Origin of the sequence: Peristeroidobacter soli, from assembly GCF_004138485.1 — a bacterium.
GTDB classification, from domain to species: Bacteria; Pseudomonadota; Gammaproteobacteria; order Steroidobacterales; family Steroidobacteraceae; genus Steroidobacter; species Steroidobacter soli.
The window spans coordinates 943,629-967,171 of record NZ_RYEV01000003.1 but is presented as its reverse complement, the minus strand read 5'-3'; the positions used below and the strand labels follow the sequence as shown (position 1 = coordinate 967,171).

23 protein-coding genes and 1 pseudogene are annotated in these 23,543 nt (G+C 61.9%); 11 read left to right on the top strand and 13 right to left on the bottom strand.

What is annotated here, in order from left to right:
- Position 1: 1 nt before the first annotated feature.
- The 3 genes from EKO19_RS13045 to EKO19_RS13035 form a co-directional block, all read right to left on the bottom strand.
- Positions 2 to 391, bottom strand: coding sequence for a response regulator (locus tag EKO19_RS13045; RefSeq protein ID WP_157995238.1), 390 nt, complete (start codon positions 389 to 391; stop codon positions 2 to 4).
- A 7-nt stretch (positions 392 to 398) separates the two neighbouring features.
- Positions 399 to 1,634 carry a sensor histidine kinase gene (locus EKO19_RS13040; protein WP_129776831.1) on the bottom strand — a complete coding sequence of 412 codons (1,236 nt, stop codon included), beginning with the start codon at positions 1,632 to 1,634 and terminating at the stop codon, positions 399 to 401.
- A 239-nt stretch (positions 1,635 to 1,873) separates the two neighbouring features.
- The gene (locus EKO19_RS13035; RefSeq protein WP_129776830.1) at positions 1,874 to 2,428 is read right to left on the bottom strand and encodes a mechanosensitive ion channel family protein; all 555 of its coding nucleotides are present in this window, start codon (positions 2,426 to 2,428) and stop codon (positions 1,874 to 1,876) included.
- Between the two features lie 147 nt (positions 2,429 to 2,575).
- Here EKO19_RS13035 and EKO19_RS13030 point away from each other — a divergent pair, with 147 nt between their 5' ends.
- The 7 genes from EKO19_RS13030 (at position 2,576) to EKO19_RS13000 (ending at position 9,986) form a co-directional block, all read left to right on the top strand.
- On the top strand, positions 2,576 to 3,865 hold the full coding sequence (locus EKO19_RS13030) for an ABC-2 transporter permease (RefSeq protein WP_129776829.1): 1,290 nt from the start codon (positions 2,576 to 2,578) through the stop codon (positions 3,863 to 3,865).
- A 67-nt stretch (positions 3,866 to 3,932) separates the two neighbouring features.
- Positions 3,933 to 4,655, top strand: a complete 723-nt coding sequence (locus tag EKO19_RS13025) for an NADPH-dependent F420 reductase (RefSeq protein WP_129776828.1) — start codon at positions 3,933 to 3,935, stop codon at positions 4,653 to 4,655.
- Between the two features lie 113 nt (positions 4,656 to 4,768).
- Positions 4,769 to 5,485, top strand: a complete 717-nt coding sequence (gene aqpZ, locus EKO19_RS13020; protein WP_129776827.1) for an aquaporin Z — start codon at positions 4,769 to 4,771, stop codon at positions 5,483 to 5,485.
- A gap of 80 nt (positions 5,486 to 5,565) precedes the next feature.
- Positions 5,566 to 7,584 (top strand): M13 family metallopeptidase, encoded by a 2,019-nt coding sequence (locus EKO19_RS13015; RefSeq protein ID WP_129776826.1) that lies wholly within the window; start codon positions 5,566 to 5,568, stop codon positions 7,582 to 7,584.
- The gene (locus EKO19_RS13010) at positions 7,581 to 8,615 is read left to right on the top strand and encodes an AraC family transcriptional regulator (RefSeq protein ID WP_129776825.1); all 1,035 of its coding nucleotides are present in this window, start codon (positions 7,581 to 7,583) and stop codon (positions 8,613 to 8,615) included. The genes EKO19_RS13015 and EKO19_RS13010 overlap by 4 nt, the downstream gene beginning before the upstream one ends.
- A 142-nt stretch (positions 8,616 to 8,757) precedes the next feature.
- Positions 8,758 to 9,444 (top strand): class I SAM-dependent methyltransferase, encoded by a 687-nt coding sequence (locus EKO19_RS13005; RefSeq protein WP_129776824.1) that lies wholly within the window; start codon positions 8,758 to 8,760, stop codon positions 9,442 to 9,444.
- Between the two features lie 23 nt (positions 9,445 to 9,467).
- Complete coding sequence (locus tag EKO19_RS13000; protein ID WP_129776823.1) at positions 9,468 to 9,986, top strand: hypothetical protein; 519 nt, start codon at positions 9,468 to 9,470, stop codon at positions 9,984 to 9,986.
- 43 nt (positions 9,987 to 10,029) lie between these two features.
- Here EKO19_RS13000 and EKO19_RS12995 read toward each other — a convergent pair whose 3' ends face one another.
- Positions 10,030 to 10,647: an HD domain-containing protein gene (locus tag EKO19_RS12995; RefSeq protein WP_129776822.1), complete on the bottom strand. Its 618-nt coding sequence runs from the start codon at positions 10,645 to 10,647 to the stop codon at positions 10,030 to 10,032.
- A gap of 189 nt (positions 10,648 to 10,836) precedes the next feature.
- Here EKO19_RS12995 and EKO19_RS12990 point away from each other — a divergent pair, with 189 nt between their 5' ends.
- The gene (locus EKO19_RS12990) at positions 10,837 to 12,852 is read left to right on the top strand and encodes an LTA synthase family protein (RefSeq protein WP_217705306.1); all 2,016 of its coding nucleotides are present in this window, start codon (positions 10,837 to 10,839) and stop codon (positions 12,850 to 12,852) included.
- On the opposite strand, the gene EKO19_RS12985 is transcribed toward EKO19_RS12990, so the two are convergent.
- The 3 genes from EKO19_RS12985 to EKO19_RS12975 are packed head-to-tail and all read right to left on the bottom strand — an operon-like array spanning position 12,845 to position 15,041.
- The gene (locus EKO19_RS12985; RefSeq protein WP_129776821.1) at positions 12,845 to 13,786 is read right to left on the bottom strand and encodes a phosphatidate cytidylyltransferase; all 942 of its coding nucleotides are present in this window, start codon (positions 13,784 to 13,786) and stop codon (positions 12,845 to 12,847) included. The two genes, EKO19_RS12990 and EKO19_RS12985, sit on opposite strands and share 8 nt — an antisense overlap.
- Positions 13,787 to 13,790: 4 nt before the next feature.
- Entirely contained in the window at positions 13,791 to 14,405 is a 615-nt protein-coding gene (locus EKO19_RS12980; RefSeq protein ID WP_129776820.1) for a lysophospholipid acyltransferase family protein, read from the bottom strand.
- A 6-nt stretch (positions 14,406 to 14,411) separates the two neighbouring features.
- Complete coding sequence (locus EKO19_RS12975; protein WP_129776819.1) at positions 14,412 to 15,041, bottom strand: CDP-alcohol phosphatidyltransferase family protein; 630 nt, start codon at positions 15,039 to 15,041, stop codon at positions 14,412 to 14,414.
- Positions 15,042 to 15,194: 153 nt separating this feature from the next.
- Here EKO19_RS12975 and EKO19_RS12970 point away from each other — a divergent pair, with 153 nt between their 5' ends.
- Complete coding sequence (locus EKO19_RS12970; protein WP_217705305.1) at positions 15,195 to 16,436, top strand: S41 family peptidase; 1,242 nt, start codon at positions 15,195 to 15,197, stop codon at positions 16,434 to 16,436.
- A gap of 4 nt (positions 16,437 to 16,440) precedes the next feature.
- Here the strand turns inward: EKO19_RS12970 and EKO19_RS12965 are convergent, their stop codons facing one another.
- The 3 genes from EKO19_RS12965 to EKO19_RS12955 all read right to left on the bottom strand — a co-directional run bounded on the left by EKO19_RS12965 (position 16,441) and on the right by EKO19_RS12955 (position 18,350).
- On the bottom strand, positions 16,441 to 16,869 hold the full coding sequence (locus tag EKO19_RS12965; protein ID WP_129776817.1) for a hypothetical protein: 429 nt from the start codon (positions 16,867 to 16,869) through the stop codon (positions 16,441 to 16,443).
- A 357-nt stretch (positions 16,870 to 17,226) separates the two neighbouring features.
- Positions 17,227 to 17,685 carry a CYTH domain-containing protein gene (locus EKO19_RS12960; RefSeq protein WP_129776816.1) on the bottom strand — a complete coding sequence of 153 codons (459 nt, stop codon included), beginning with the start codon at positions 17,683 to 17,685 and terminating at the stop codon, positions 17,227 to 17,229.
- A gap of 17 nt (positions 17,686 to 17,702) precedes the next feature.
- Positions 17,703 to 18,350, bottom strand: a complete 648-nt coding sequence (locus tag EKO19_RS12955; protein ID WP_129776815.1) for a DUF1345 domain-containing protein — start codon at positions 18,348 to 18,350, stop codon at positions 17,703 to 17,705.
- 126 nt (positions 18,351 to 18,476) lie between these two features.
- On the opposite strand from EKO19_RS12955, the gene EKO19_RS12950 reads away from it, so the two are divergent.
- Positions 18,477 to 18,878, top strand: coding sequence for a DUF3761 domain-containing protein (locus tag EKO19_RS12950; protein ID WP_129776814.1), 402 nt, complete (start codon positions 18,477 to 18,479; stop codon positions 18,876 to 18,878).
- Between the two features lie 290 nt (positions 18,879 to 19,168).
- On the opposite strand, the gene EKO19_RS12945 is transcribed toward EKO19_RS12950, so the two are convergent.
- Together EKO19_RS12945 and EKO19_RS12940 are read right to left on the bottom strand one after the other, a co-directional pair.
- A complete protein-coding gene (locus tag EKO19_RS12945; protein ID WP_175597042.1) occupies positions 19,169 to 21,880 on the bottom strand; it encodes a rhomboid family intramembrane serine protease in 2,712 nt (903 codons plus the stop codon).
- Between the two features lie 96 nt (positions 21,881 to 21,976).
- On the bottom strand, positions 21,977 to 22,345 hold the full coding sequence (locus EKO19_RS12940) for a hypothetical protein (RefSeq protein WP_129776812.1): 369 nt from the start codon (positions 22,343 to 22,345) through the stop codon (positions 21,977 to 21,979).
- Between the two features lie 263 nt (positions 22,346 to 22,608).
- On the opposite strand from EKO19_RS12940, the gene EKO19_RS12935 reads away from it, so the two are divergent.
- Complete coding sequence (locus EKO19_RS12935; RefSeq protein WP_129776811.1) at positions 22,609 to 23,367, top strand: fused MFS/spermidine synthase; 759 nt, start codon at positions 22,609 to 22,611, stop codon at positions 23,365 to 23,367.
- Positions 23,368 to 23,407: 40 nt separating this feature from the next.
- On the opposite strand, the pseudogene EKO19_RS39825 reads toward EKO19_RS12935, so the two are convergent.
- Positions 23,408 to 23,491: pseudogene (locus EKO19_RS39825) on the bottom strand (peptide-methionine (S)-S-oxide reductase MsrA); the annotation flags it as partial.
- Positions 23,492 to 23,543: the final 52 nt, after the last annotated feature.

Sequence of the window (23,543 nt, the reverse complement as noted above, 5' to 3'; positions counted from 1 at the left end):
TCTATCCTTGAGAAGCGCGCAGCTCGGGCGCCAGGAATGGATCGATGCTGGCGGCGAAAACAGTTGGATCGACAGGCTTGGCAACGCACCCATCGAAGTCGGCGTCGAGTGCCCGCCGTTGCGCATCGTTCATCGACGCCGCGGTAAACGCGAGCACGGGCACCTTGCGCCATTCGCCGTTCGCCCGCAGTGCCTGCACCACTTGCGATCCTTCCATCACCGGCAGATCCAGATCGCAAAGAATCAGGTGCACATCGTTCTGCAATGCCCGGTGCACGCCACTGCGACCGTCGGTCGCGCTGCTGACCGTGTAGCCCGCCTGACGCAGCAGATACTCGGCGAGCGCGAGGCTCATTTCATTGTCTTCGATGATCAGAATATGCGCGCTCATGGCACCATCATGCGGGGAGAGTGAAACGAAACTCCGCGCCCTGCCCCTTCTCGGCCTCGGCCCAGATCGTGCCGCCATGCCGTTCGACGAGACGCCTGGCCACGGCCAGGCCCATGCCCAATCCCTCGAACTCATCCTCGGTGTGCATGCGCTGAAACAATCCAAACAGGCGGCGTGCGTACTTCGGATCGAAACCGACGCCATTGTCCTTGATGGAATAAACGATGTGATGGCCTTGTCGCTTGCCGCTCACGGCGATGCGTGGTTGCGCGACCGGACGCGTGAATTTGAATGCGTTCGCCAGCAAGTTGTGCCACACCAGACGTAACAATTCGAAATCCGCCTGTACCTCGGGCAGTTCTTCGACGACGACCTCGACCTGACGATCCGGCGCCGCGGCACTCAGCTCCGCGATGATCTTGCCGGTCATCGCAGTGACATCGACCTGCTGCCGATGCAGCGGATGCTCGCTGAGCACATCGAAGCGCGTCAGCACTTCGGCCCGCGACGCCAGCTTGGACGCGCCGCTGGCAACGTGATTCAGAAGGTTGGTCGCGCGAGGCGGCAAATGCTCGGCATGATCGGCCACCAGAATCTTCGACATCTGTTCGAGCATTCGCAGCGGCGCCCGGAAATCATGCGAGATCACATGTCCGTGCTGCTCGAGAGCGGCCTTGCTTCGCCTCAATTCATCGCGCAGCTCCGCCGACCCCGACTCCAGCAACGTGACCAATACGCCACCGATACCGCCCGAGTCATCGGCGACTGGAACGAATGAGAACATCACAGCCGCCGGCTCGCTGCCGCCGTCGCGCTCGAACGACACCTGCTGGCTCTCCAGCCGCGCCGGCTCGCCACGAGCGGCACGCTCGAAACAAGCATGCATCGCGGACCATGCGTGCACCCAGGTGTGAGCAAAGTCCACGCCGAGCGCGTCGGCATGACGAATGCCGGACACCTGGGAATAGGCGTCGTTATAAAGCTGCGAGCGTCGCTCGCCCCACACGATGCAGGAGGGTGCCGGGAAGCCGAGACAAATGCCGAGTGCGGTTCGCAAACTCAGCGGCCATTTCTCGATCGTCCCCAGCGCATGGCCGGTCCAGTCTTTTGCGTTGATCGCATCGCCCATCGCGCCGCCCGAGAGGGTCGAGCTGGCGCCGGCGCGATCTTCCTGCCGCTTCATCGTGACACTCGCTATTGCCGTCCACGTTGTCGAAGCATCGACCACGTGCGGTCGGATCATCGGAGATTCGTTGCAGTGTGTCTAGTTGCAATGGCCGTGGCCGATGCACGATCAACGGCACGCACCGTGGTTAGTACGTACCGGCCGCGACTCGCCAGGCCGGCGCCATCGCCGAGATCGCGGAAGCCCCACGCGTTTGTTTCAGAGGTTCGGGCTTCTCGGTGGAAGAAATTCTGGCCCAGGCCGCCGCGTTGATGTACGAAGAGAAACAACGCGGGCGCGCGGGACGGTGAGCCGCATCAACCGCCCGGCCGGAAGCGCCGCACGGCGCGCTGGAAGAACAGGCTATTGGGAATCTGCAGCGTCGGGCCGGGCTCGCCCTCGGCGGTGCCCTCTTCCTGCAGCGTGGTATAGATCAAGTTGATATCGACCACGCGTCCCTTCAAACCCGCCTTCTCACCGTTCTCCAGCACCTCGATGCGATCGTAGAGCCGGAACGGACGGGTCGTGAAGATCAGCACCGAGCAGAAAATATTGGAGAGCACGCTCCACACGGCGAAGAACGCCACCGCGGCCACGGCAGCGAAGCCAGTGAGCGCCGCCCACAGCACCGAAGCGGACACTCCCACTCGCTCCAGAATGAGCAGCAGCGCCGCACCGTAAATCAAGAAGCCCGAGAGCCGGCGGCCGATAGTGAGAATCTCGGGCGGCACATTGTGCTCGCCCAGCCGACGTATCACTCGCCGCGCCAGCCGCTGCAACAGCAACGCGACCAGCAGAATCAACAACACCTGGAAAACAGGAACGATCTCGCCCAGCCATTCCCGGCCCCACGACGGCCAGAGTTCTTTCATCGCTCGAACACACCTTGACTCGAAAAGCACCCACGAGGGCGTGGGCTGGCCTGCAAGAATACGATAGCGGGCCCGGCCCCGCACCCCTGCCCGTGCAAGCGCCGCCCCGGCCGTGCTATAGCTGTAGTTCTAACAAAAAGGATCGGTATGAATTGGCCGGCGTCGATCGGTGTCGGATTGCTCTGCGGCCTGGTGGGATTCATCGTGGCATTCGCGATCGCCCTGCTGGCGGTCGAGTGGTATCGCATCCCATCCCGAGAAGGCGCGGCGGGTTTCTTCACCGTTGGCGTTGCGTTGCTCGTTTTTGTCTGCGGCGTCATCTTCGGATTGATCTACGCACGGCTCAGCCCCGAGCCGTCGATACTGCAGGCGTGGGGGCGAGCAAGCGCGATCATCGCGGTCGCTGGATCAGTCGCGCTGACTCTGACCTGGCTGTTCGCCGATCTGCCGCCCAAATGGGACGGACATCGACTGGAACTGATCATCGAGCTGCGCGCGCCGGCCGGCTTTGCGATGCCGCCACTCGAATATCCTTCGGATGCCTATGTCACGATCATGCAAATGCCGAGCGGCGACTCCAAGGGCTGGAGCGCGCTGCAATTGGATCAAACCAGAACCGAGCATGGCCAGCTCATCATTCCCGCGACACTCACATTGGACACCAGTGCACGGGAAAAGCAACTGAGTGCGCGGTTCGGCAAAGGCCAGGAAATACGGTTCCCGCTCGCGTTTGGCTCGAAGCCGGGCGAGCAGGACCAGGCATGGACCGACTGGATCCAGTCATCGAGCGCGGCGGACGCCGGATTTCAGATCCGTTATCGCATACAGAAAGAGCCGCCACCCGCTCCCGTGCCCACCCGCGAGGAACTGGAAAACGAAGAGCAAGCCCAGCTGGACGCCGACTATCGGGCGCTGGCGCAGGATGCGCCACTCTCGGCCTGGTTACGTTTCACTCGCTACGGTATTGCAGAGGAACGCCAGCGAGAAGCAGCCGCCGCGATTCGCGGCAGACCTGACTTCGAGCAGGAAATGACGAATGCAATCCTCGGTGCCGATCGCGACCTCGCTCGGGAGACGCTGCGCGCATTCCCGCACTTCCCCGCCCCCCCCGTTGAGTTGGCACTGACCGTCAGGCAAAAAGGTGACGATATTGCAGCGGCCGTGCGCGCCAGGAGCACGCTGATACCCGACGATCCGGCTCGCTCGGACGCCGGTGCGAACATCTCTCTCGACTTCTCGGCCTGGATGGAAGCGGTCCGAACTCTCCAGGGCCATGACGGAACAACATTCATCCCGCAGCTGGAGCAGATCGCTGATCAGTCGCGCGTGCCGCCCATCGATCAGGTGATCGCAATCGACGTGCTGCGAGTCGCCAGCTATTACCTGCACACATGGGCGGGAATTCAACCGCATCCCGAGGACCCACCGCCGCGCTAGTCTTCCGGCACTCCAGTGACAGCGCTAGGATGGTGTTTCGGCAACGCGCGCCAACCAGGAGCCTGTCATGAAAGATCGACGGCAATTCATCAAGCTCGCAACCGCCAGCGCCGTTCTGTTGGGAACGAGAAACTTCCCGGCCCTGGCGGCCACCGCGACGAGCGCTCCCATCGGCATCATCGGCTCCGGCAAAGTCGGCAGCGCCCTCGGCCGCAGCTGGATCAGGAGCGGACACGAAGTGATGTTCTCCTCCCGCAATCTCGAGAGCGACAAGGCATTCGCCGCCGAGCTCGGCGGGAAAGCTCGCGCCGGCACGCCGGCCGAAGCGCTCGCTTTCGGCGATGCCGTGTTGATCGCCGTTCCCTATGGAGCGCTGCCGGACCTGGGCCAGAGCCTCGGCGCCGCACTCAAAGGCAAGGTCGTGATCGATGCATGCAATCCCTTCCCCGCCCGTGACGGCGACATCGCCACCGAAGCCCGGGAAAAAGGCGCCGGCGTCACCTCGGCGAAGTTGCTCCCGGGCGCGCGCATCGTTCGCGCATTCAACGCAATCGGCGCCGCGCGCATGGGCACCGCCATCGACACACCCGGCAAGGTTGGAATGCCCATTGCCAGCGACGACGCCGCAGCCATCGCCCTGGCGTCCCGACTGATCCGTGACGTCGGCTACGAGCCCGTACTGATCGGCGGCCTGGATATGGGTAAGTACCTCATGCCAGGCACACCGCTCGCAGGCGAACATACGCCGGATGAAATTCGAGATATCGTAGCCAAGCTGAAAGCTCAGTAGACTATCCTCGTGAACGTTGCCCGCCCCGCGGCTGGCGTCGCGATGTACGCGCGAGCCTGCTGGCGGTTTTCGACGGCCCCGAAAATAATCGTAACAATCTGGAGTCACCTCGCATGTTTGCCAAGCTCACAGCCGAGTTCGTCGGCACTTTCTGGCTCGTGCTCGGCGGTTGCGGTAGCGCCGTCCTGGCCGCGGCCTTTCCGGAGTTGGGTATCGGGCTGGCCGGCGTTTCGCTCGCCTTCGGCCTGACCGTGCTCACCGCCGCCTACTCACTGGGCCCGGTCTCGGGCGGCCATTTCAATCCCGCGGTCACGGTCGGTCTGTGGGCCGGCGGCAGGTTCCCGGCCGGGCAGGTTGTTTCATACATCGTGGCCCAGGTGGCGGGCGCGATCGTCGGCGCGGGAGTGCTCTACATCATCGCATCCGGCAAAGCGGATTTCAGCCTCGCGGGCGGCTTCGCCAGCAACGGCTACGGCGAACATTCACCCGGCGGCTACTCGATGATGGCCAGCGCGGTCAGCGAGATCGTGATGACCTTCATGTTCCTGATCGTGATTCTCGGCGCGACCCATCGGCGCGCACCGGTCGGGTTCGCCGGCATCGCCATTGGCCTGGCGCTGACACTCATCCATCTCATCAGCATCCCGGTCACCAACACGTCGGTGAACCCGGCGCGCAGCACCGGCCCGGCGCTGTTCGTGGGCGATTGGGCGCTGAGTCAGCTGTGGCTGTTCTGGGTGATGCCAATCATCGGCGCGGCGCTGGCCGGCGTTGTGTACAAGGCCATCTTCGAGCAGGAAGAGAAGCCGCCGATCACCGGTCGCCCGTAATTCCGCAGCAACGAACGCAATTGTTTGAGAAGGGAGCGTGACGTACGCTTCCAGCTGTGGTTTCGTCAGGGACGGACAGCATGAAGTTCTCGGCAATTGCGCTCCTTTCGTTGGTCGCCGGCGCAGCTTGCGCCGCCGACGGCGGGCAGCAAGGGGTTCAGGTCGGCGACCTCGACCGCAAGGTCGAACCCTGCAATGACTTCTTCGCGTACGCCAACGGAACCTGGCGTGCGCAGAACCCCATTCCCGCGTCGATGCCTCGCTGGAGCCGACGCTGGGCCGCGGGCGAAGCAAACAAAGATCAGCTCAAGATCATTCTCGAAGCGGCCGCAGCCACCCGGTCTCAGAAAGGCAGCATCGATCAGCTGACCGGCGATTTCTATGCAAGCTGCATGGACGAAGCTCGCATCGATCGCCTCGGTGTCGAGCCACTCGAGCCACAGCTGACGGAAATCGCCAACGTTCGCGACCACGACGGGCTGCAGCGTGAAATCCAGCGCTTGCACGCCATGAATGTCAGCGTGCCATTCAACGTCTATGGTTTATCCGACGATCGCGATCCGAACGAGGTCATCGTGCAGGTGGACGCGTCGGGCCTGGGCCTTCCCGATCGCGACTATTACTTCAAGACGGAAGCCCGCTTCAAGGAAGCCCGAGCCAGATATCTCGACCACGTACGGAAAATATTCGAGCTGGCCGGTTACACAACCGGCGACGCCAGGGCCGCCGCGCAAACCGTCATGCGGATCGAAACGTCCCTGGCTCAGCATTCGCTGGACAACGTGGCACTGCGCGATCCGACGTCCACCGATCACAAGATGACCTTCGCTCAGTTGCAACAGCTCACGCCGAATTTCGGTTGGCAGCAGTATTACGCGACCAGCAAGCTGCCGACCGGCGAGCTCAATGTGGCCGAACCGGAGTTCATGAAGGAAGTCGATCGGCAGCTCAAAGCGACCTCGCTCGCCGATTGGAAAACGTATCTGAGCTGGCACCTGCTGCACTCGGCGGCGCCGTCACTGTCCAAGCCGTTCGTGCAGGAGGATTTCGCGTTCAACTCGGCCTACCTGCAAGGCGCAAAGGAAATGAAGCCGCGCTGGAAGCAATGCGCAGAATCGGCCGATGCGCAACTGGGTGAAGCCGTCGGCAAGAGCTACGTCGAGAAGTATTTCCCGCCGCAGGCGAAAGCGCGCGTGCAGGACATGGTGAAGAATCTGCGCCTGGCGATGGGCGAAACCATCGAGGGCCTGCAGTGGATGAGCCCCGCCACCAGGAAGCGCGCGCTCGAAAAACTCTCGACGTTCAATCCCAAGGTCGGCTACCCGGACAAGTGGCTCGATTACAGCGCCGTGCCCATCAGCCGCGACAGCTATTGGCACAACGTGGTCGCCGGGCGCCAATTCAACGTGCGCGACAACTGGTCGACCATCGGCAAACCGCTGGATCGCGACCGCTGGGGCATCACCACGCCGACTTCGGATGCTTACTACAATCCGCTGTTGAACGAAATCGTCTTCCCCGCCGGCATCCTGCAACCGCCTGCGTTCAACCTGGCAGTGAGCGACGCGGTCAACTACGGCGCGATCGGTGTAGTGATCGGCCACGAGATCAGCCACGGCTTCGACGACCAAGGCGCGCAGTACGATGCGCAAGGTCGACTGAAGAACTGGTGGAGCGACGCCGACCTCAAAGCGTTCCAAACGCGCACGGCGTGTGTGGTGAAACAGTTCGACGGCTATTTCATCGAGCCCGGCATCCATCACAACGGCAAGCTGGTGCTCGGCGAGAGCATCGGCGACCTGGCCGGCGCGCGGATCGCTTATCGCGCGTTGGAGATTTCCCGGCGCGGCAAGGCGCCGCTGCCGACAATCGATGGCTTCACTCCCGAACAACAGTTCTTCATCGCGTGGGGTCAGTTCCGCGGCGACGAGATCCGGCCGGAGTTCGCCCGTTCCATGGTGCAGGGAGATCCGCATCCCATCGCCAAGTACCGTGTGATCGGGCCGCTGTCGAACCTGCCGGAGTTTCAGCAGGCGTTTCAATGCAAGGCCGATGCGCCGATGGTGCGCAAGGCGGCCGATCGATGTGAGGTTTGGTGAGCGAGCCTGCCGTTTTCGATCTCGCCAACATCGCCATCGCCGGGTTCGCGGCCATCAGCGCCGTGCTCCTGCTGCTGGCGTATGCGGTGCTCATCGATGTTCCGGGCAAATCGATTTATTCCGTCGGCTCGTGCGCGGCACTGGTGGCCGCACTGACGACCATCGAGATCGGTCATCTCGTGTACTTCACGGGCGGTCGCGAGCCGCTCCAGCACTTCTATTACCAGCTGGCTCTGTTCGTAGCGCCGCCGGCGTTCTATTCCTTCGGACGCTGGGCCATTCTGCCGACCGAAACGTTTCGGCCGTTACAGCTGGTTCATTTCCTTCCCATCCCGCTGCTGTTTCTGTTGCCGCAGAACATTGCGCTGCCCATTCTGTTCGCCTTCGGCGCCGGCTATTCGGTGTGGCTGGGCAATCTGGTCTACGGTCTGCGGGACCGGCGTAAACAGTTCCGCTTCGAGTTCCTGTACTTCAGCGTCATGTCCGTGCTGGCCATCGTCGTGCTCGGGCTCGGGTTCGCGATTCCGTACATCGATCACGACTACTTCTATTACTTCTACAACAACGCCGTCGCGCTGGGCGTGGCCATCATGCTGGTGGCGCTGGTCGGCAATCCCAACCTGATCGGCGATTTGACAGAAGCGGCGCGCGTCAAATACGGCGCGTCGACCCTGCGCGAGGTCGACGTGGACAGCAGCCTGGCGAAACTCAATCGGCTGATGGCCGACGGCAAGCTGTATCAGAACGAAAGCCTGAGCCTCGCCTCGCTGGCCGAGGCGGTCGGTCTGTCGGGACATCAGCTGTCGGAGCTCATCAACACCCGGCTCGGCATCGGCTTCTCCCGTTATGTCCGGGAGTGTCGAGTGAACGCCGCCAAGGCTTTACTCATTTCGGCGCCCAGCCGCTCCATCCTCTCGATCAGCATGGACACCGGCTTCCGTTCCCAGTCCGCCTTCTATGCCGCCTTCAAGGAAACCACCGGCCAATCGCCCGGCGATTTCCGCCGCAGCCAGTCCCAGACTCCTCCATGATCTTTCTGGAAGTCGCTAAGTCCTTGAATCGCAACTCTACGAAAACTTTTTGATCCGCACTGATCTTTCCGGAAGCTGACTCGCGACGGGTCGGCAATTCTCGGGTCGTGGTCACGTTCGCCACGCCATTCGCACCCGAGACATGCTGGCTACTCACTCGCCCCCGAGGCATTCGATCAAGGCCTACAGCAAGCTCGGCTTGCATGTGTACGACCCGTTGATCGTGAATCTGGTCGCCCCGCGCGTCTGGGGCTGCGATCCGGACATCCTCATCGATCACTACCGGGACCACGTTACGTCCAATCACGCCGACATCGGCGTGGGCACCGGCTTCTTTCTGGACCGCTGCGGATTGCCGTCCGCCAATCCCAGACTCGCGCTGATCGACCTGCAGCCGAACTGCCTCGAGCACACGGCCCGACGGCTGTCGCGCTATCGACCGAGCACCTATCTGCGCGACGTGCTGAGCCCGGTGGATGGGATTCCCGGCGGCCCGTTCGACTCAGTAGCCCTGCCCGGCATCCTCCATTGCCTGGCCGGCGACCTGACGCTCAAGAGCCGCGTCTTCGACAACATCGCCCCACTCACCCGCCTGGGCACGAAGATCTTCGGCTACACCCTGGTTTACGACGGCGTCTCGCAGAGCGCCAGCCGGCGACTGGTTCATCCGCTACTGAATCGACTGCGGGTGATCGACAACACTCACGACCGGCTCGAAGACCTGCATCACGCGCTGGCCACCCGCTTCATCGATTGCAACGTCGAGCTCGTCGGCTGCATGGCGCTGTTCAGTGCCATCGCGCCGAGCCCCGCTTCTCTCCGCCAATAACCTTTTGCCACTCGAGGTCCATCATGAGCAACCAACGTCACTTCGTCTGCACTTCCGGCGACCTTACCTGCAACGCGCAGCGCGCCTGGGAAAAAGTCTGCTTCTACGAACACATCGCGATTCAACCCTCGCTGCTCCTGCGCACAGTCCTGCCGGTCCCACAGCGAACCAGCGGCGCCTATCGAGCGGTGGGCGACGTCTCCCGCTGCATGTACAGCGACGGCGGTTATCTCACCAAAAAGATCCGTCACATCGACGCCGGCCAGAGCATCGATTTCGACATCATCGAACAGTCGATCCGCTACGCAACCAGCATCCCGCTGAAAGGCGGCACGATCCAGATCGAAGCCCACGATGACGGCACTTGCTCCGTCCACATGCTGACGCGCTATCAACTGCACGGCGCCGCTCGTTTGATTCCGCGCTTCTTCATCGAATATGTGATTTCCGCCATGCACCGGATCGTCATCCGCGACATGCAGATCCGGCTGGCACCGTCGCCGAGTCTGGAGATTTCGCTGCGGAAAGTCGCTCAGCAGTGAGCGAAGTGGTCAACGGCCGGCGGAGGTCGGCCGTTGATCAAGGTCATTCGCCGCGCAGGGCTGTGATCGCAGCTCTCAGATTCCGCCGTGCCGGAGCTTCGTACCTCGTGCGAAAAGGCACCGTGCTGTACAGACTGGGGCGCGCCAGGAACGACTCCAAAATCTCGGCACGCTTGCGCCGGAACAGCGGGCCCGGGACCCAGCGATATTCCTCACGAACATTCTTTTCGAACGTCGCGTAAGCGGCCTCGTCGACGCCGAGGATCGACAGATCGACATCCACGAGCAGCTTGGAATCATCGAGTGCGGCCGGCGCCTCGTGGCGTGTGGCCATGATGTGAGCGCATACGCGCTCCACCCGCTCGGCGCCAACGCCATGCCTGTTTAACAGCGCACAGGCCAGGTCGGCGCTCGTCGCTTCGTTGTCCGAGGAGTAGGGATCGTAGACGACGTCATGAAACCACAGCGCCAGCTCGACCTCCGCCGGCTCCTGTGCAAGACCGGGAGCTGAGTCGAGTTCCCGCAGGCAATGCTCGATGTGCGCACCGGTGTGGTAATGCCGATGCTTCTGCGAGTAGGCATCTAGCAGCTGTTCGAATGTTTCGTTGGATTCTGGCAACGCCAACGCCGCCATCAATCGCTGCCATCTGTCTCGATTCATTACCAAAGAATGCACCTCTGCGACGCGTTCAACCAGCCTTGAGCGTTTCCCTGATTTTGTGACGCGGAGCATCAATCGCTACCGGCAACAGAGTATCGTGCCTGACGAAGCGACTACAGATCGCTGACGACCAGCACTTCGGGATTCCATCAAAACGCGCGGCCAACGCGTCAGGGCGGAACAAGAACAATGACAACCCTCGTCCAGCCGCGGGTCGCGCTCGCGATCGCCACGTTGCGCTCCATGCGGTGGCCCATCGGTCGCCTCGGACCTTACTCGTGCGTGCTGGGCTTCCTGTTGATCGGCGCGGCGTCGCTCGCTCTATCCAGAGCGGTGCTGATCGCCTGGCAGTGGCAACGGGTCGATGTGACAGATTCCCTGTGGCACATGCTGCTGCAAGGACTGCGCAGTGACCTGATCACGCTGGGCCTCTTCGCCGCGCCCATCGTCGTGCTGCTGCCATTGATGCTGGCAATGAACCGCGTGAACTGGTGGGCGCGCGTCGCGAGTGTCTGGCTGAGCTTCAGCCTGATCGTGATTCTGTTGCTGGAATTCGCGACCCCGCAGTTCCTGTATGAATACGACAGCCGCCCGAATCGTTTGTTTATCGAATACCTGGTGTATCCGCGGGAAGTCTCGGCCATGTTGTGGACAGGTTATCGCGGCACGCTGGCGCTGGTAGCCGTGGGCCTCACAGCGGCGGGCTGGCTGACCTTTCGGCACTTCAACAAATACCGGGACCGCAGCGATCGCTGGACCGGCCGCAGCGTCATGCTGGTGTGGCCCATCGTGGTGATCGTGCTGTTCGTGATGATCCGTTCCAGCTTTCAACACCGGCCTGCCAATCTCGCGAGCTTCGCCTTCTGCGACGACGCCATGGTCAATAGCCTGGTGACCAACTCGGCCTACTCGGTGCTCTCCGCGGCCTGGGGACTGAAGAACGAAGCTCAAAGCGAAATTTACGGAGAGATGCCGGCGCAGGAAATCATGGCGCGCGTTCGCAGCGGCATGGCCGTGGGCCTGGGCGATTTCACATCCGACCAGTTCCCGACGTTACACAAACAAATCGCCAGCGTGCGTCGCGAGCGGCCGCTCAATCTGGTCATCGTGCTGGAAGAAAGCCTGGGCGCGGGTTTCGTGGAGCAGCTCGGCGGCCTGCCGATCACGCCTCATCTCAGCGGGCTGGCGGATCGAGGCATCTGGTTCGACCAACTCTACGCGACCGGCACTCGTTCCGTGCGAGGCATCGAAGCTGTCGTGGCCGGATTCCCGCCCACGCCGGCGCTCAGTGTCGTCAAGCTCAACAAGTCACAACGCGACTTCTCGACCCTGGCATCGGTGTTGCGCCGGGCCGGTTATCGCAATGAGTTCGTCTATGGCGGCGAGTCGCACTTCGACAATATGCGCGGCTTCTTCCTCGGCAACGGCTTTCACGACGTCGTCGATCGCAACGATATTGTCGCGCCCAAGTTCGTCGGCAGCTGGGGCGCATCGGATGAGGATCTGTTCGACAAGGCGCACGAGCGACTACAGGTGCTGCACGAGTCGCGGCAGCCCTACTTTCTGCTGGTGTTCTCGTCGAGCAATCACACCCCGTTCGAATTCCCGGACGGCCGCATCCAATTGCACGAGCAGCCCAAACAGACCGTACACAACGCCGTCAAATATGCCGACCATGCGCTCGGCGGATTCTTGCAACAGGCGCGCGCCAGCAAATATTGGCAGGACACGCTGGTCATGGTCGTGGCGGACCACGACACGCGCGTGTATGGCGACGAGCTGGTGCCGGTCAACAAGTTTCACATACCGGGCGTGATTCTCGGCGCCGATATCCAGCCGCGCCGAATCGAATCCACGGTCAGCCAGATCGATCTCGCGCCGACGCTGTTGTCGCTGATGGGTGTCGATAGCGAGCATCCGTTTCCAGGCCGCGATCTCACCCGGACGCTCGCCGAGTTCGGCAATCGGCAGCCCCTGCCGGCACCCCGCGCGATGATGCAGTTCGATCAGAACTTCGCCTGGCTGCAGGACAATCGAGTCACGGTCCTGGTACCCGACGGCGCCGTTCGATACTTCACGTACGATCGACGTGCCAGGTCGCTGCAACCCACGACGACCCAGGATCCGGAGATGGCGCGCAACGCGCTGGCGAACGTGCTGATGCCGGCGTGGCTGTATCGCGACCAGCTGTATCGGGTCAAGTGAAGAAGAAACGCACGATGTGAAAGAACATCGGCGCGGCGAAGCTCACGGAATCCATGCGATCGAGCATGCCGCCGTGGCCTTCGATCATCACGCCCCAATCCTTGGCGCCGAGACCGCGCTTCATCGCTGACAGCGTCAGCCCGCCCAGCACACCTGCGACCACGATGACGAACGAGATCGCGGTCGCCTGCAGCCACGTGAACGGCGTGATCCAGTACAGCGCGCCACCGATCAGCGTCGTGGTCAGACCGCCGCCGACCAGTCCTTCCACCGTCTTCGACGGGCTGACGAGGGGTGCCAGCTTGGTTTTGCCGAACAACTTGCCGAACACGTATTGCAGAACGTCGCTGAGCTGCACGATCAGCAGCAGATAAAGCAGCAACAGGGCATTCGAGCCCTGGTAGCCGGGAATGTTCAATAACAGGAGCGCCGGCGCATAGCTGATGCAGTAGATGGTGATCATCGTGGCCCACTGCAGCTTCGCCGATCGCTCCAGGAATTCGTGCGTGTCGCCGGCAAAAGTCGCCACTGCCGGGAGCAACAGAAACCCATACACCGGAATGAAGATGGCGAACGTGCCGTACTGGTCGTGGCCGATCAGCAGATACTGAACTGGCAGAATCACAAAGAACGCGAGCAGCAGCGGCAAGTAGTCGCCGGGCCGCGTCGGCGTGAGCGTGATGAATTCGCGGAGCGCGAAGAAAGAGACAAACGCAAATACGACCAGCGTCGCCGTCTCGCCCAGCGCGAACGTGACCGCGAGCACCGCGATCATCACCCACCATGCGTTGACGCGGGCCTTCAGATTGTCGACGGTTGCACGTCCGCTATCGGATCGGGCGCGCTTGCCGAGAATGGCACCCGCCACCGAAGCGATCGCCAGCAGCGCGATCACGCCACCAAACACCCAGAACATCTTCTCGCGCAGAGTCATCGTGTCACGCCTTGACGTTGCCAGCGAGTTTGATGACCTCGGCTCGCGCACGCTCCAGGAAAGCTTCCTTGGTTTCTTCAGCCGCCAGTGCCATGGGCGCGCCGAAACGCACCGTGCACGTCATCGGGATCGGCAGCACGGCGCCCTTCGGCAGGGACCGATGCAGGTTCTCCAGATAGACCGGCACCAGCTGCGCATTCGGGAACTGGGTTGCCAGGTGATACAGCCCGCTCTTGAACTGCCCCGGCACCGCCGATGAGCCGCGCGTCCCTTCTGGGAAGATGATCAACGATTCACCGAGCTTCAGCATTTCGATCAGCGGTGCCAGCGGGTTGGCATTCGGATCCGAACGAGAGCGATCGATCAACACGGCACGCAGCATCTTCGTCGCGATATAGCTGCGAATGCCACCGCCCCAGTAATCTTTCGCGGCCACGGGATGCGTGGTGTTCCGAAGCCGGATCGGCAACGCGGCCCAGATAGCGACGGTGTCGATGTGACTGGTGTGATTCGCGAAATAGATCCGCTGCGTTGGCTCGGGCGCGCAGCCCATCCACCGCGGGAAGGCGCCCACGAGAAGTTTCGCCGCGCCGGTCAATAGAAAGCTCGAAGGACGCATGCTCGACTACCGCGCCCGCAGTTGCCGCGCGATGGCGACCAATCGTGTGATACAGGTAATGACTGAGCCCACCGCAATAATCCATGCCGCCAGCAGCAACGCCCACTGCGTGTGCCAGATCCATCCTTCCACCACGCCCAACACGCATGCGACGGTGAGCACGGCCATTCGGTGAGGCTTCGCCATGGGCCCGCGGAAATCCTGCGCCAACCCCAGCGATCCGCCCAGGACTCGAATGTATGCAGTGATCGCCGCCGCCAGCGCGCCAAACCAGCCGAGCGCCGGCTCGCCTACCGCATATCCCAAAGCGACGATGAACAGCGAGTCCGCGAGACGGTCCGGCACTTCATTGAACAGCGCACCGGTCGGCGACTGCCGCTTGCCCTCGATAGCCACCATGCCGTCGAGCAAATTGCACAACAAACGAAGTTGCACGCATAACGCCAGCACCAGCAGGCTGGCCGCGCCCGGCCGCAGAATCAGCAACGCAGCGCCGGCGGCCGCGAATCCCACGCTGATCACCGAGATGGCGTTGGGCGAGACTCCGGTGCGGATCAGCAGGTCGGTGAGAAAACGCGCCCAGCCCGTCGAACGCGACGTCAAAGGCCGGCGGTTGGCAACTGGTTCGGCGTCCATCGAGTCGGTGAGGATCTGCGGTTCGTTGTTATGCGCGGAGGCTGACACAAGCGGGCCGGAAGGGAAAGAGCCCAGAGGGGTGGACAGGAGTTGCAGCCACGCGCAGTGGAGCGCGATCATCGACCCCTCGCATTGAAGCGGAAGGTGCAGTCGATGAACCGAATTGCCGTCGCCCTGGTCGCCTCCTCCCTCGCCTGGCTGTCGCCGGGCATGGCATCAGCCGACAACGGCAGCGGCGCCTTCGACTGGGTCTGGCAGACGGTGAACCAGAACTTCTACACCGACACGTTCAACGGCGTCGATTGGAACGCGATGCAGACCAAATATCGCGACCGCGCGAGCCGCGCCACCACGCGAGAGCAGCGCGCTGTCGTCATCAACGAGATGCTCGCCGAGCTGCATACATCGCACACCGCTTTCTATACACCAGACACGCCGGAGTATTACCACCTGCTGGGCCTGTTCCTGCCCATGAACCCGTGGCTGGCGAAAGCGACCGCCAGCGCCCTGACCGACGGCAAGGCCAGTTACGCCGGCATCGGAATATTCACTCAGACCGTGAACGGGCAGCAATTCGTGAGAGGCGTGCACGACGGCCTGCCCGCGCACAAGGCGGGAATTCAACTCGGCGACAGGCTGGTTTCCGTCGACGGCGCACCTTTTCATCCGATCCGTTCGTTCCAAGGGAAGGCGGGGCAATCCGTCATCGTCGTGGTGGAGCGCACCCCGGGCGCCAGCAGGACCTTGACCGTGGTTCCGGCCATGCTCGATGGCAGCACGATGTTTGTCGATGCGATGGCAGCCAGCACTCAGGTCGTCGCGCGTGATGGAAGAAACATCGGTTACATCCATGCATGGTCATACGCCGGACAGCAGTATCAGGACATTCTGGAAGGCGCCCTGCTCTTCGGCGCACTCAAAGACGCCGATGCGCTGGTCCTGGACGTTCGTGACGGATTGGGCGGCGCCTCGCCGTCGAACTTGAATATATTCACTCGGCGCTGCCTGGCGTGGACCGCGATATCCCGGTCGGGCGCACAGAACACTCTCGGCTCCTGCTGGGCAAAGCCAGTGGTACTGCTAACCGACAACCGCAGCACCAGTGGCAAGGAGTTGATGGCCTACGCGTTCAAGCGCGGACGCGTCGGCTCGATCGTGGGCGCGCGCACTGCCGGCGCGGTGATGGCGGGAACGATTTTCGCGAACGAGGCGGATGCCAGCCTGTTATATCTGGCCACCAAAGACGTGCGCATGGACGACGGCGCGCGCATCGAGGGCCAGGGCGTTCAACCTGACATCGACGTGCCGTTCCAACTTCCTTACGCGCAAGGCCAGGACGCGCGCCGAGAACGTGCGCTCGACGAAGCGGTACGACTCAGCAAGCAGAAGGACTGATCCCTCAGTCGATCTCGAGCTCGATGCCGAGCTGCGCGAGCTTCGGCAGGGCGCGCTTGATCACGAATGGAAAGCGCTGTTCACCGCGATCCACCAGCAACGCGATCGAACCGCCTTCGATGATCAGCTGTTGCAGGAACTTCTGATTGGCATCCAGCCGCAGCTCCTTGATCCGCAGCAGAATGCGGGCATCCCATTCGGTCGCGCCGACCAACGCGAACAGCTCTTCCTTGTTCGACGGCAGCGCTGGAGCAGCGCTCAACCCGCCGGCGCGATAGCCCTCGACCAGCTCGCTCATCGATGCAATGGGTAACTGAGCGATCCAGTAGGACTCGCTGTGCAGCCGGTGCACCCCGCTCTCCGTCACCGCCCCCGCTGCAATCGTCTGGATCGGTTCTATCGCCAGCGCGCGCGTAATTTCCCGAGGATCCATCGTGGGATGCCTGATGCGGAGAAACAGTCGAGGTTCCTGCGGGCTCTGCTTCGGTTGCGGACGCGCTTTCATGACCCACCTGCTCCATTCAGCCGACGGACCGCCACAACTACACCATTTCCATGACTTTTACACGCTTTTCGACAGCCCCTTCATCCATCGGGCGGCCCCACCGCCGAGGGTCCCGGCGGTGGGGCTGGGATGTCACTTCCCTGCTTTGGGCGCTCCGGAATCCTTCAGCGTTGCTTTCATGGAATTGAAGGTCGCTTCATCGGAGAGCGACAGGTTCGGACGACCGGCCAGGAAGCCCATCGAGATCGAGCCCTGGATGTAATAGGTCTCGCCGGCGTCGGGCCTTCACCAGCGGGCGTACGGATGCACGCCGAGATTGGAATTCAAATATCGCGGATCGTCCGTAACTTCGGTGTCCAGCCAGTCAGGTCGCTGGAAGACCTGATGTTCGTCTTCGAGCTCGACTTCCGCCACGATCAGCCCGGCGTTCTCACCGAGGAACTCATCCACCTCCCACCTCCTGCCGGCGTGCGTGGTCACGTGACGCCGTTTCTCCAGCAACGGGCCATCGCACAGGGACAACATCTGCTCGGCGTCCGCGACTGGAATCTCATATTCGAACTCCGGCCTCGCCAGCCCCTTGGCCATCCCCTTCACGGTGAGATAAGCACGCGCACCGCTGATGCGAACCCGCACCGTGCGCTGCTTGTCGCGATTCAAATATCCCTGGCGGATCTCGAGCGGCGCCTGCTGCCGCCACGCCTCGCCGCGAACCAGAAACTTGCGTTCGATCTCAGTTGCCACGTCGTCTTCCTTCGTTGCTAGTGATTGCCAATCAGCCCGGCTGTGACATTGATGGCGAAGCCCAGGATGGCGACATTGAAGAAGAACGACAGCACGCTCTGCGCGATGACCACCTTGCGGATCGCACCCGGCCTGGTCGAGACATCCGCCGTCTGGCAGGCCGCGGCGATCGTGAACGAGAAGTACACGAAGTCCCAGAAAGCCGGCTTTTGCGTCTCGGGAAAACACAGCGGCCGGGCGTCGGGTGCGGCGCTGTAGAACATATCGGCGTAATGCAGAGTGAACATCGTTGGAATGAGCATCCATGCATCGAACACGGACAGCGCGGCCAGTGCGACGTGCAGGGACTTTTCCGCCTCGCTGACCTGATCGAGCATCGAAAGAAACTCCACGATCGAGGCCATGGCCAGGATGGCCGCGACGATGCTGATGATCAGGATTCCCGGTGCCGTCTCATCCTCCTCCTGGTATCGGTCACTGATCTGCTTGGCGCTCAAGCCGGTCATCAACCAGAACGCCAGCAGCAGGAACATCAGCACACCGACATTCCAGCTCACCAGTATGCGAGTGATCGCTTCCCAATGAGCCGGCAGCAGAAAGAACAGAACGACCGCCACGGCGGTGGAGAACAGCAGCCGGGCGTGGCGACGCAAGAATTTGGTCATTTGATTTTTATTCTACCCGTATTATTCCACTTACACTGCGTAGTGGGGCACCCACTCCGGATCGGCTCATTGTACTTGTCTATACAGACGCGCAAACTTTGCACTCCTGCCAACGAGGGACTCAACATGAGTAACTCATTTTTCTTGTGCGTGATCTGCAGCTCTGTTCTTGCAACCAGCTTCGCACTCGCCGCGCCGCCGTCCAATGCACCCGCGGGAAGCACGGGTCTCTGCCAGGACGGCACGTACTACTCGGGCGCGACGAAGAAAGGCGCCTGCACCGGCCATCTGGGTGTGAAGGAATGGTGGGGAACCGCGGGCGCCGTGACCACTCCCTCCTCCTCGACAGCCCACACTAAAGTCGCCGGCGGCGGCGGTCCTGGACAGGTCTGGGCCAACTCCAGCACCAAGACGTATCACTGCCAAGGCGACAAGTGGTACGGGAAGACTTCCTCCGGAAGTTACATGTCCGAGTCGGAGGCAAAGGCCAAGGGTTATCACCCTGATCACGGCAAGGCCTGTCAGTAACGCGCTACCGCTCGAACGATCGTGACTCGCAGCGTTCCCCTTGTCGTCCCATTCGCCCCAGGACGCGAAGTCCTGCACTCACGCAGCGAAGTTCTCAGTGTCGGCGGCAGCAACCTGCGGTTTCCCGTGTGCATCGCAGGTCATGACCGGGCGCGACGAAGCGACGGCGCCTGGGTGAAACAGGCTCAAAGGTTGATCGGACACTGCCTTCCAACATTTTGTATCGGGGGCCCGGTCACGTTCGGCACATCTTCGGCGAAGCGAGTCTCTGCTATCGCCAGCGCACCAACTCACACGCCAGACTCCACCTGCGTGACCTCGGGACCGGACTTCACACGCTCGTTGCACACTTCGATGGAGTACTTGCCTGTCCACGCCTCCGGAAGCACCCGATCTCCGAGCTCGGACAAGAGTGCGTCGTATGTCTCGGCATCCCGGGCGCGACACGCCATCCCCGCATAGAGATTTCGCAGCCAGTCGCTGTCCGGATAGCGATCCAGCATGTCTTGGTAACCCTCTTTCACTTTCGGCCACTTCGCGATCGTTTCTATGAACAGATCGACGTCTTCCTCTGAAAGCGCCGCCAAGGTGCTATACAGCCTCGCGTACATCTCTCGCTGCCGCGCGACGGGCACTTTGCTTTGAACATGCTCGACGTAATCGTCGATCTTGACGTATGAGCCGCCCCACTTCGGCAACAACGCTCGAACCATCGCTCGATGCGGCGGGTAGTAGTCCGGAAAATCCTCCAGGCTGTTATCGACGAGCCGCTGCAGATCCTTGCGGTTCTTCGACTGATCGACGCCCAGTGAAATCGCGAGCGGATAGTACGCCGGGCTCCGGCGTGATTTGTCGGCCGCATCGCTCAAGGCGGCATCGGCCATTTCGATTCGCTGTGCGTACTCGGCCCATGCTTGCGGCGACACCTCCTTGGCATAGCCGTGTCCGCGCGCCTGCCAGGCCCAACTCCGGAACAACACCGCTTCGATCAGGTCCGGTCCGTCCGAGAGTGGAAACTGCCGCCGCCACTTCGCAAGCAGCGAAAGCGTCGGGCCAGGTGCGCTGGCTGGCTCTAAGAGCGTGTCCAGTCCGGCCATCGCGCCCTCCACCCGGCTGCTGCCGTCGTCGAAGCTCACCAGCTCGCCTTCTTCCGGATGCAGCATGGCTTCGAGGGATGCGAAATCTTCGGTCTCAAAGGCGCGCTGCGCATCGCAGCCCGCCGCGTGTCGTGCCGCAAGCCCATCGGTTATCTTGCCCTTGATCGAACCGACATCATCGCTCACGCACTTCCACGTGAATCGAGCAGGAAGGTTACGAAGTGCCCTGACGAAACGACTCTGCGACAACGCATGCGACGGATCGCTGACCGCTCGAAGCTCGAGCCTGTTCAATCTCGCCGCTGCCTGATCCGCGGAGCGCAAGTAATACATCGCGTCGCTCATGCTCGCGCGAGTCTCGGTCTTGGCAGCGTTCAGCATTGCCGACGCCCATTCATGCCGGCGACGCGCGAACTCCATCACGTAGGCCGCGAAATCCTTCACTGCGAGGTCTTGTGCCTCCGGCTCCGCCTTCAGGCGTTCGTAAGCGTCGCGCCAGAAAACGAACACTTCGGGCTCGAATCGCGCGGCGAACCCGCTCGAGCTGATCGTGCCCGAGGCTGCGGCGACCTGCAGTTCCGCCTGCTTCTGGAGAGCCTTTGTTTGACCCTCGAGAAACCACATGTGCGTCGCCCAGTACTGGGTCGACGCGGGGCGATTCGTGGCCATGACGTGCATCTGCCAGAAACCGCTTCCAACGGCGAGCGCTACGAAACCCACTGCCGTCGCAACTCGCAACGGCTTCAGCGCGATACGTTCATCGTCTTGCAGGGGACGAGCCAGTAGAAAACCGAGAACGAAGCCGCTCACGAGGCCGCCGACGTGGGCCGCGTTATCGATCCCCTGGCTCATGAACCCGCTGATGAGATTGAAGCCAATGAAGAGCGCCGTTGCGATCCCGTGCCTCCAGACGATGCTGCGAGGAATGTGCGTGCGACTGCGCAGGAAGAACGCGAGACAGGCGCCGAGGACACCGAAGATCGCCCCAGACGCGCCGACGCTGAGAACAAATGGATGCCACGCAATGCTGCTGAGACTCGCAACGATGCCCGCGCCCGCATAAATCACGGCGAACAACGCGTTGCCATACAGACGCTCGGCCAACCGGCCGATGCCCCACAGGGTCCACATGTTCAGCAACAGATGAACGAATCCGCCGTGCAGGAACAGCGCCGATATCAATCGCCAGCTCTGCCCCGCCGTGGTGAGCTGGGTTGTGTTCGCGCCCCACTGGGTCAGCAGCTCCAGGCTCGCGGTCCAGAACCCCGATCCAGCAAACAACAGTGCAACGAACACCGCGAGATTCAGCAGGATCAGGCTGCCCGTGACAAAGGCATGCGGCGTCATCCTGTTCAGCTCACGGTTGAACTCACGCCATTCGGCAGCTGACTCACTCAGGGCGGAGACCCTCGTCGCGGGCAGCTTGTCGAAAATGACCTGCCTCGCCGTTGCATCGTCGAGCAAGCAGCGGATGCGTCGTCGACGACCGCTCTGAAATCGCGCATCGAAGCTCACCGAAACTTCGTCCATCTCCACCTGACTGACATCGGCCATGCTCGCGCGCAGCTCGGTTTCCAGCGCAACGCCCATCCAGTTTCTTTGCCAGCCGACCAGCGCCAGATCCGCGCCTTCGAACCGGATGACGCCGCTGCCGTACAGAGTCGAGCGGGACAGCACGCCCTGTACCCAGCCCACGATGCCGTCGCCAGGCGTAAAGCGGACGGCGAACTCGTGCAGGTCGCGGAATGTGACGGACTCGGGACCGGCGGCCTCGCGTTTCGACAATTCCGTCAGGAGGTTGCGCAGATTCTGGGGATGCGACCGTCCATCGATCGTGTGCCGCAGATCCTGCAGCTGTTCGGTCGAGTACTTCGAAAAGTCGATCTGGCCGTCTTTGGGCGACACGGGAAGGTCGCCGGGGCCTGAGTTGTTCGATTCCATATTGCCGCCCAAGGTACTCACTCGGCGGCAGGATTCAACCTGCGGGAATATGAGCTGCCATCATTCCACACTACAAAACAGAGTCTCATTGGTTTTCTGGCGACCAATATTGCAGCCGACCTCAACCAGCTCAGTCGCTTCACCAGCAGTCCAATCCAGCCTTGCCGCCAGTGTATCCGCAGAGACTTTGGAAGTTGGCGGTTCAAAAATCCAGGCCGGCACGGAGTGCAAATCGGATGGCTTCACCAACTCCATCGCCAGGAGCCGATTTCTCAGCAGCACCAGGTCGAGCGCGGCACCCTTCCGCGCAACATCCGCGCGGAACAAATGGGCCGAGTGATCGACAGGGCGATCCCCAACTGGCCGCTCCAGGAGGTCCAGGCCGCTGTTAGAGAACCCATCCGTCAGCCGGGACTGTGCCGACTTCAAGAGCTCATCCCACGAGACAGGAAGACATCGCAGCATGACCGCGACTACAGTAGAGTCGTCGGGAAAGACCGGGGGCAGCCCCGATGGGTCGTTCGAATTTCCCGGTCGCGGGAGGGAGTTGAAGTCTGGAACAGGCGAGAGGCGCCGCGGGGGCGGTGGTACGAGAGTATCTGGCCATCACGTGCCAGGAGTTGGGGCTGCGCTCGACTGCGCGTAAGTTGCGGGTGCCATATCGACGCCCCCACGCGCATCGAGAGATTCCTTTGACGGCATCTGCGGCCACAACCGATATGCCGGCCGTCATCGACGCTCCAGCCATCATCGAAACGACATCGGAGCGGCTGCTGCGATTCTCAGGCGATGCGCTGCAGAGTCGCATGCGAATCGACGATCCTTATGCGCTCGTCGCGCCCTACACTCGCCAGATGATGTCGTTCCTGCTTTTCGATCCCGACCCCGAACATGTATTGCTCATCGGCTTGGGAGGCGGTTCGATGGCGAAGTTCTGCTATCGATACCTACCGAACGCACGCATCACCGTCGTCGAAGTGGATGAGCGGGTCATCGCCATGCGTGATGCGTTCTTGGTACCGCCGAACGATCACCGCTTTCGCGTCGTGCATGACGACGGCGCCCGCTATGTTTCACAGTGCGAGCGACCGGCGAACGCCGTTCTCATCGATGCGTTCGATCAGAACGGAGTGACGCCGTCACTCGCGACCCCGACGTTCTTCGACTTCGTCTCTCGCCTGCTCGCCCCCAAGGGGGTCGCGATCATGAACCTGCACGGGAAACGGCAGCGCTATACCGATCATCTACAATGCGCGAAGGCGATCTTCGGCACCCGAACTCTGCTGACGCAGGTTACGGGCGCCGATAACGCTTTGTTATACGCACTGGCGGCGGGTGGCGCGCCGCCTTCGGCGAGGCATTTGTCTCTGCGTGCGCGTCACTTGCAAGCGACGATGCCGTTGAACTTCCGGCATTACCTGAAACGGATCCGGGAGGGAAAGCCGTTGTGACCAGGCTCCGCTCTCACTGGTTCACAACCCTATTGGCCGCTCAAATATCGAGCGTGACTCCGCATCCGCCGATGCCACAATAGCCTTGAGGATTTTTGGCAAGGTACCGCTGGACGTAATTTTCTATTGGTCGACGTCCAACTACTTTGGAAGGTAACCAATGCGGCGCGCTACGT

What these genes read in the sequence shown, in the direction of transcription:
- EKO19_RS13045 (WP_157995238.1), bottom strand. Translation starts at nt 391, where the DNA reads ATGAGCGCGCATATTCTGATCATCGAAGACAATGAAATGAGCCTCGCG.
- EKO19_RS13040 (WP_129776831.1), bottom strand. Translation starts at nt 1,634, where the DNA reads ATGATCCGACCGCACGTGGTCGATGCTTCGACAACGTGGACGGCAATA.
- EKO19_RS13035 (WP_129776830.1), bottom strand. Translation starts at nt 2,428, where the DNA reads ATGAAAGAACTCTGGCCGTCGTGGGGCCGGGAATGGCTGGGCGAGATC.
- EKO19_RS13030 (WP_129776829.1), top strand. Translation starts at nt 2,576, where the DNA reads ATGAATTGGCCGGCGTCGATCGGTGTCGGATTGCTCTGCGGCCTGGTG.
- EKO19_RS13025 (WP_129776828.1), top strand. Translation starts at nt 3,933, where the DNA reads ATGAAAGATCGACGGCAATTCATCAAGCTCGCAACCGCCAGCGCCGTT.
- aqpZ (WP_129776827.1), top strand. Translation starts at nt 4,769, where the DNA reads ATGTTTGCCAAGCTCACAGCCGAGTTCGTCGGCACTTTCTGGCTCGTG.
- EKO19_RS13015 (WP_129776826.1), top strand. Translation starts at nt 5,566, where the DNA reads ATGAAGTTCTCGGCAATTGCGCTCCTTTCGTTGGTCGCCGGCGCAGCT.
- EKO19_RS13005 (WP_129776824.1), top strand. Translation starts at nt 8,758, where the DNA reads ATGCTGGCTACTCACTCGCCCCCGAGGCATTCGATCAAGGCCTACAGC.
- EKO19_RS13000 (WP_129776823.1), top strand. Translation starts at nt 9,468, where the DNA reads ATGAGCAACCAACGTCACTTCGTCTGCACTTCCGGCGACCTTACCTGC.
- EKO19_RS12995 (WP_129776822.1), bottom strand. Translation starts at nt 10,647, where the DNA reads ATGAATCGAGACAGATGGCAGCGATTGATGGCGGCGTTGGCGTTGCCA.
- EKO19_RS12990 (WP_217705306.1), top strand. Translation starts at nt 10,837, where the DNA reads ATGACAACCCTCGTCCAGCCGCGGGTCGCGCTCGCGATCGCCACGTTG.
- EKO19_RS12985 (WP_129776821.1), bottom strand. Translation starts at nt 13,786, where the DNA reads ATGACTCTGCGCGAGAAGATGTTCTGGGTGTTTGGTGGCGTGATCGCG.
- EKO19_RS12980 (WP_129776820.1), bottom strand. Translation starts at nt 14,405, where the DNA reads ATGCGTCCTTCGAGCTTTCTATTGACCGGCGCGGCGAAACTTCTCGTG.
- EKO19_RS12975 (WP_129776819.1), bottom strand. Translation starts at nt 15,041, where the DNA reads ATGGACGCCGAACCAGTTGCCAACCGCCGGCCTTTGACGTCGCGTTCG.
- EKO19_RS12970 (WP_217705305.1), top strand. Translation starts at nt 15,195, where the DNA reads ATGAACCGAATTGCCGTCGCCCTGGTCGCCTCCTCCCTCGCCTGGCTG.
- EKO19_RS12965 (WP_129776817.1), bottom strand. Translation starts at nt 16,869, where the DNA reads ATGGATCCTCGGGAAATTACGCGCGCGCTGGCGATAGAACCGATCCAG.
- EKO19_RS12955 (WP_129776815.1), bottom strand. Translation starts at nt 18,350, where the DNA reads ATGACCAAATTCTTGCGTCGCCACGCCCGGCTGCTGTTCTCCACCGCC.
- EKO19_RS12950 (WP_129776814.1), top strand. Translation starts at nt 18,477, where the DNA reads ATGAGTAACTCATTTTTCTTGTGCGTGATCTGCAGCTCTGTTCTTGCA.